Origin of the sequence: Candidatus Rhabdochlamydia sp. W815 (genome assembly GCF_018642185.1) — a bacterium.
Classification (GTDB): Bacteria; Chlamydiota; Chlamydiia; order Chlamydiales; family Rhabdochlamydiaceae; genus Rhabdochlamydia; species Rhabdochlamydia oedothoracis.
Genome location: NZ_JAAVTY010000212.1, coordinates 1 through 846, shown reverse-complemented (window position 1 = coordinate 846; position 846 = coordinate 1). Strand labels below are relative to the sequence as shown.

The following is an 846-nucleotide window of genomic DNA, read 5'->3' as shown; positions in this document are numbered from 1 at the left end:
TATATTGGAACGGACTATTAATGTTTGGACTACTGGGATATTGGATGAATTTCTTAAGTCGGCAAGTATCTTTAAAACAGTAAATTTAATTCAAGATAGGTTCATACTACCTAGCAAAAAGCGATATCTATTTTTTCTACAAAAACTGGATATTTTTCTAGCGAAAATTCTGAGAATCAGCGAGTCTTCGGTTTATGATTATCAGAGGGAATATGATGCCAAGCAAAAAAAGAACACTCTACAACCTATCTTCTAGGAATAACTGTAAAAGATAGATTTTAAAGCTCTTGCGTCAGAGTACTTAGAAAAGCCTTAGAGCCTGTTTAAAATCTTCTCATTAAGGTATAATGATAGTTTTCATAAAACCTTTGGAGGTAATTATGACCTGCTCTTATCCAAGCGATATCTCTCGTAAGCAATTTAGCAAAATCCATCTAATACTTGAGTCTACACGCAAAAAAACACGTCCACGAAGAGTTCATCTATATGATATTTTTTGTGGAATTTTGTACATTTTAAAAAGTGGTTGCCAGTGGCGTATGTTACCCATAGAATATCCTAAATGGGAATTATGTTATTATTATTTCCCTCTTTGAAATAAAAAAGATGATAAAAATTCTAAGAGTACTCTTGAAATAGTTTTAAAAAAAATGGGTTGGCGAGGTCAGAAAAAGCAGTGGTCGGAAAGAGAAAACAAGCTTTGTAATTATTGATGCTCAAAGTGTTAAAAATACTGATACAGCGGAAAAGATAAGGATATGATGCAGGGAAAAAAATATCAGGAATAAAAAGACATATAGCAGTCGATACCCAAGGGCTTCCTCATGCGATTCACATTACCACCGC

General features: G+C 33.5%; 1 pseudogene. It reads left to right on the top strand.

Annotation, left to right across the window (positions count from 1 at the left end):
* Positions 1-380: 380 nt before the first annotated feature.
* Positions 381-846 (top strand): annotated as a pseudogene (locus tag RHOW815_RS08790) (IS5 family transposase); the annotation flags it as partial.